Source organism: Kitasatospora sp. NPDC091257, from assembly GCF_044757675.1.
Lineage (GTDB): Bacteria > Actinomycetota > Actinomycetes > Streptomycetales > Streptomycetaceae > Kitasatospora > Kitasatospora lactacystinica.
Map to the genome: position 1 here is coordinate 1 of NZ_JBIVVI010000722.1, position 4,739 is coordinate 4,739.

Annotated in this window: 2 protein-coding genes and 1 pseudogene; all 3 read right to left on the bottom strand. The window is 72.0% G+C overall.

Annotated elements, in window-relative coordinates; genetic code table 11:
• Nucleotides 1–254: pseudogene (locus tag ACIQOV_RS28145) on the bottom strand (hypothetical protein); the annotation flags it as partial.
• Entirely contained in the window at nt 251–2,608 is a 2,358-nt protein-coding gene (locus tag ACIQOV_RS28150) for a DEAD/DEAH box helicase (protein ID WP_401053201.1), read from the bottom strand. The gene ACIQOV_RS28150 and the pseudogene ACIQOV_RS28145, both read right to left, overlap by 4 nt.
• A 1,030-nt stretch (nt 2,609–3,638) precedes the next feature.
• Nucleotides 3,639–4,013, bottom strand: a complete 375-nt coding sequence (locus ACIQOV_RS28155; protein ID WP_401053199.1) for a hypothetical protein — start codon at nt 4,011–4,013, stop codon at nt 3,639–3,641.
• Nucleotides 4,014–4,739: the final 726 nt, after the last annotated feature.

Genomic DNA, 4,739 nt, shown 5'->3' on the forward strand with positions numbered 1-4,739 from the left:
CGGCTGCCCTGGACGCGGGCGGTTGCCAGGCCCGGGGTGATGGTGATCTCGCCGACGTTGCCGGCCCGCGCGTAGGTGCGCCCCCGGGCGAGGCGTCCGGTCGCGGACCGGGTGGGGCCTTCCAGGGCCTGCACCCAGGCGTTGCCCCACCAGGTCTCGGCGAAGGAGCGGCCGAGCCGGGCGGTGGGAAGCGGCGGGAAGACCAGACGGCGGTCGCCGTCACGACCGGGCGAACGGGCCGGTGAGGACTTCATCGGGGGATCCTCCTGAGGCGGACGAAATCGGCGAGTTCGGCGTCGCTGAGTTCGGTGAACGCTCCTTCCCCGTCGGTGCCGAGCACAGCGTCGGCCAAAGCCTGTTTGGAGGCAAGAAGTTCGGAGATTCGATCTTCGATGGTGCCCTCGGCGATGAGCCGGTGCACCTGGACCTTCTCCGTCTGACCGATGCGGTAGGCGCGGTCGCTGGCCTGCTCCTCGACGGCCGGGTTCCACCACCGGTCGAAGTGGATCACATGGGAGGCGCGGGTCAGGTTCAGGCCGGAGCCGGCCGCCTTCAGCGACAGCAGGAAAACCGAGGCCCGTCCGGACTGAAAGTCCTCCACCATCCGGTCCCGCCGCTTGACAGGGACGGAGCCGTGCAGGAACTGCACCGGTACGCTCCGGGCGGTCAGATGGCTCTCGATGAGCCGTCCCATGCCGACGTACTGGGTGAAGACCAGCGCGCAGCGTTCCTCGGCGAGGATCGCGTCCAAGAGCTCGTCGAGGAGTTCCAGCTTTCCCGAGCGGCCCGCCCGCTCACCCGTTCCGGCCTCACCGAGGAACTGAGCGGGATGGTTGCAGATCTGCTTGAGGCCGGTGAGGAGCTTGAGGACCAGGCCCCGCCGCGCGATGCCGTCACTGGCCACGATCGCGGCCATCGTCTCGCGCACGACCGCTTCGTACAGGGCCACCTGCTCCTTCGACAACGCCACCGGATGGTCGGAGACCGTCTTCGCGGGGAGCTCCGGGGCGATCCCGGGATCCGACTTGCGTCGGCGCAGCACGAACGGGGCGATCAGCGCCGCCAGGCGGCCCGCGGCTGCGGGGTCCTTCCCGCTCTCCGCGCCGCGCGCGTACCGGTCCCGGAACTCCTTCAGCGACCCCAGCAGCCCGGGCGTGGTGAAGTCCAGCAGCGCCCACAGATCGGCGAGCTGATTCTCCACCGGGGTACCGGTCAACGTGATCCGCGCGGGCGCGCGAAGAGTGCGCAGGGCCTTCGCCGTGGATGACGCCGCGTTCTTCACGTGCTGCGCCTCGTCCACCACGATCAGCCCGAAGGCACACGCTGCGAGCTCGGCCGCCCGCAGCCGCATGGTGGCGTAAGTCGTCAGGACGAAACCCGACCTGGCGCCGGTCAGCGCGCGCCGCCCGCCATGGAAGCGCACCACCGGGGTCCCGGGCGCGAACCTCTCGATCTCGCGCTGCCAGTTCCCTAGCAGCGACGTCGGGCACACCACCAGCGTCGGCTCGCTGCGCCCGCGATGCAGGTGCAGGGCGATGATCTGCAGCGTCTTGCCCAACCCCATGTCGTCGGCCAGGCAGCAGCCCAACCCCAGGGACGTCATCTGGTCCAGCCACGTCAGGCCCGCAACCTGGTAGTGGCGCAAGGTCGCGTTCAAGGCGGCCGGTGGCGGGACGGGGCTTCGGCGGGCTGCGGCTGCCGGGTCGGCCAGACGCTCCTTCAGTTCGGCGAGCCATCCGAGCGCCGTCACCTCCACCTCCTCTCCGCCGATGTCGGCGCGGCCGGCCAGCACGCTGCCCAGCGCCTCCACGGGTGTGAGCGGGACCGGGACCCGGTCGCGGGCCCGGGCGAGGACGGCCGGGTCTATCAGCACCCACTGGTCCCGAAGACGCACCAGGGGACGGGTCGCCTCGGCGAGCCGGTCGAGTTCGGCCGGCTCCAACTCCCGGCCCGCCAGGGCGATCTGCCAGCGGAACGACAGCACCGCCTCGGCCGACAGCAGCGACGGTAGGTCCGAGGCGGCCTTCTGCGCCGGCTCGACGACGCCGCGGGCCAGCAACCGCTTCGCCAGCTCCTTGGGCCAGTGCACCTGAACGCCCGCCTCGGCCAGCGCGGCCGACGCCCTGCCCAGCAGATCGGCGACCTCGGCGTCCGACAGGTCGAGCCCGATCGGCGCGGCCGCGTCCAGCAGCCGGCCCATCGGCGCCCACGCCCGGGCCGCCCGCCGCAGTTCCAGCAGCGCCTGCGCCCGTGCCTGCGGGCCGAACGAGGCGCCGGCCCCCGAGCGGCCAGACCACACGTCCCGAGCGTCGGCGACCATCCCGTCGGAGAGCTGGTGCAACTGGACCACCGCCCTGCACCCGCCCGCATCCCGTCCGCCACCGGACCCGTCGGCGGCCCAGTCGCCCGTCTCGACGCCGGGCAGCTCGATCCGCACGGACACCCGCACCCCACAGTCCAGGCCCACTGCGGCATCGGCCGCCCACCGCCGGTACTCCTCGGGCACCGGTTGCGGCTGCAAAGCCGTCCACATCGGCCCGCCGGCGGCCATCGGACCGGCCGGCGTACGGGCGAGGACATCGGAGACCGCGTCCGCGAACGCCCGCACCAACGGCTCGGCCTGCGGCAGTTCGGCCCCGTCCCGGTCCGCGAGCGGCACGGCCCGCGCGTTCGGCGGCATCGCGGCTGCCAGCCCGCGCACCGCCACCAGGTCGTCAGGCTCGTAGGGGCCGATCCGCCATGCGTCGAACCCCGCCGGGCTGACCCCGGGCAGCAGTCGGCCCCGCGCGATCAGCTGTAGCGCCAGTACCACGGCGGTGCCCCAGAAAGCCCCTGACGGGTCGCCATCCGACGTCCGGCGCGCCTCGATGAGGACGTCCAGGGCCTGACCGACCGGGAGCCGGACGGCCGGTACCTCCCGGCGGCGCACCTGGGCACCGTGTGGGCGCACCACCGTGACCTTCTCGCTCGCCCCGGGCACAGCGCCGCCGACCGGCCGCCAGAACACCACCGTGCCGGTGCGTGGTGGATCCGCGGGGACGAACACCGCGGCGCACAACGCCAGCTCCCGCACCCGGTCCGAAGTCAGCGCCGATGGACCGTACTCCCTCTCGGCGCTGCCCACGGTCCTGCTGATCGGCGAATCCGGCACCGCACCCTCCGTTCCGGCGCGGGCGGAACAGACCCGCGCGGCGCGACCCTACCCGCCTCCTCACCCCGTCCGCCGGGGAACAGGAGCAATCCACTCCTACCGGGGATGCGCCGACCGACACGCCAAGCGAACCGACGCCCGGACCGGCTGCCCGGGTGCCCCGCGTCGGCCGGTTCGGCCCCGGGTCGCTGGGCGGCTACCGCCGTGGCCGAGTCTGGAACGTCAGCTCGGTCGGCGTGATCCCTGTTCCGAGCTCGGCGAAAGGAACCTTGGCGAGAACACTCGCTGCCAGCAACGCACCGAACCGAACCGTGCCTCCATGCTGTTGCCGATGCCCCCAGTCGACTGCGTCGACGGGTCAACCGGCAAAGCCCGCCCCCAAAATTCATGGAGCGACCCCATCCCTCGCGGCCTCGACTCAGGCCGGCCGCGCACTCACCGCACCACGGTGTGACCGCCCGACCGGGCGGCACACCGGGCCCGGAGCTCACCGGTGTGCGTCGTCGCCGTTCCCGCTGTCGAGCAGCCGATCGAGGTCGGCGTCGGTGAGCGCCGGCAATGCACGATCGGCATCCCACAGTTCCGACACCCATTCGACCAGCGGCCGTACCGACGGCGGCAGCGACGCAGTGCGGCGCACCACGTCGCGGCCGTCCCACGCGATGCTCTGGCCTGCCTGCAGGTAGAAGCCGTCGATGAGCACCGGCTCCGGGCCGAGGTCGGGCTCGATGTACACCACATCCGGCCACGCCTTGGCCGGTGAACCGTTGACGCGCCATCCGTACTGCCCGAGCCAGCGCTCCAGATCGGCGATGTCCGACGGATCCGTCACGGTGAAGACATCGGGCAGGGGACTACTCAACGCGCACTCCTGGGAATTTTCGCTCACCGCGTGGTCGGGCGCCCAGTATCCAGCACCTGCCTCCCTGAGCGGTGGTGATCAGGCCACCGGAGAAACCGGCCGGCATCGTGGGGTCGAACTCCCTGTGGCGGGCCTTCCGGTCGCCTCCGCAGTCGGCAACCGCGGGCCTGCGGCTCCGGTGCCGGACATGTGCCTCAGTGCTTCGCAGAGCCTTGGGCAGCATGCGCGCAGGGCGCCTGCCACAGGGGGACGACCCGTACAGGGGCAGCGCCGCCGAGGGTGCGCGCCTCGCCTGTACGCCTTGCCGTGCCGGCCAGCGAGATCACATGCGCGTGGTCGGTCCTGGTGTCCATGGGGATCATGTTCGGGAACCTATCGGCTGGCACCGACAAGTCCCGGACGCCGCTCACCGTTGCAATATTCATCCCCACCCGTCGTTGCACTCCGGCAACGGGTACCGCTTCGCCGGCCGGTTCCAGCGTGCCGGCCGGCCAGCACTGCGTTGAAGGGACTCCGCTCGTCGAAGACGCCGTCGGGCCGCTGAAGCTCGTGCCCTCGCAGTTCACGGCCGTCCCGTGCAAGGCCATCGCACGCGGCGACCTGACCCTCCCAGCATAGTGCGGCACTGCATGGGCACCGCTCGTTCTGCCCTGGCAGACCGAACCGTCGGAGCAGAGGGCGGGCCAAGGCCCCTCGGGGACGCGGGCCCGGGACCACTGCGGTCCC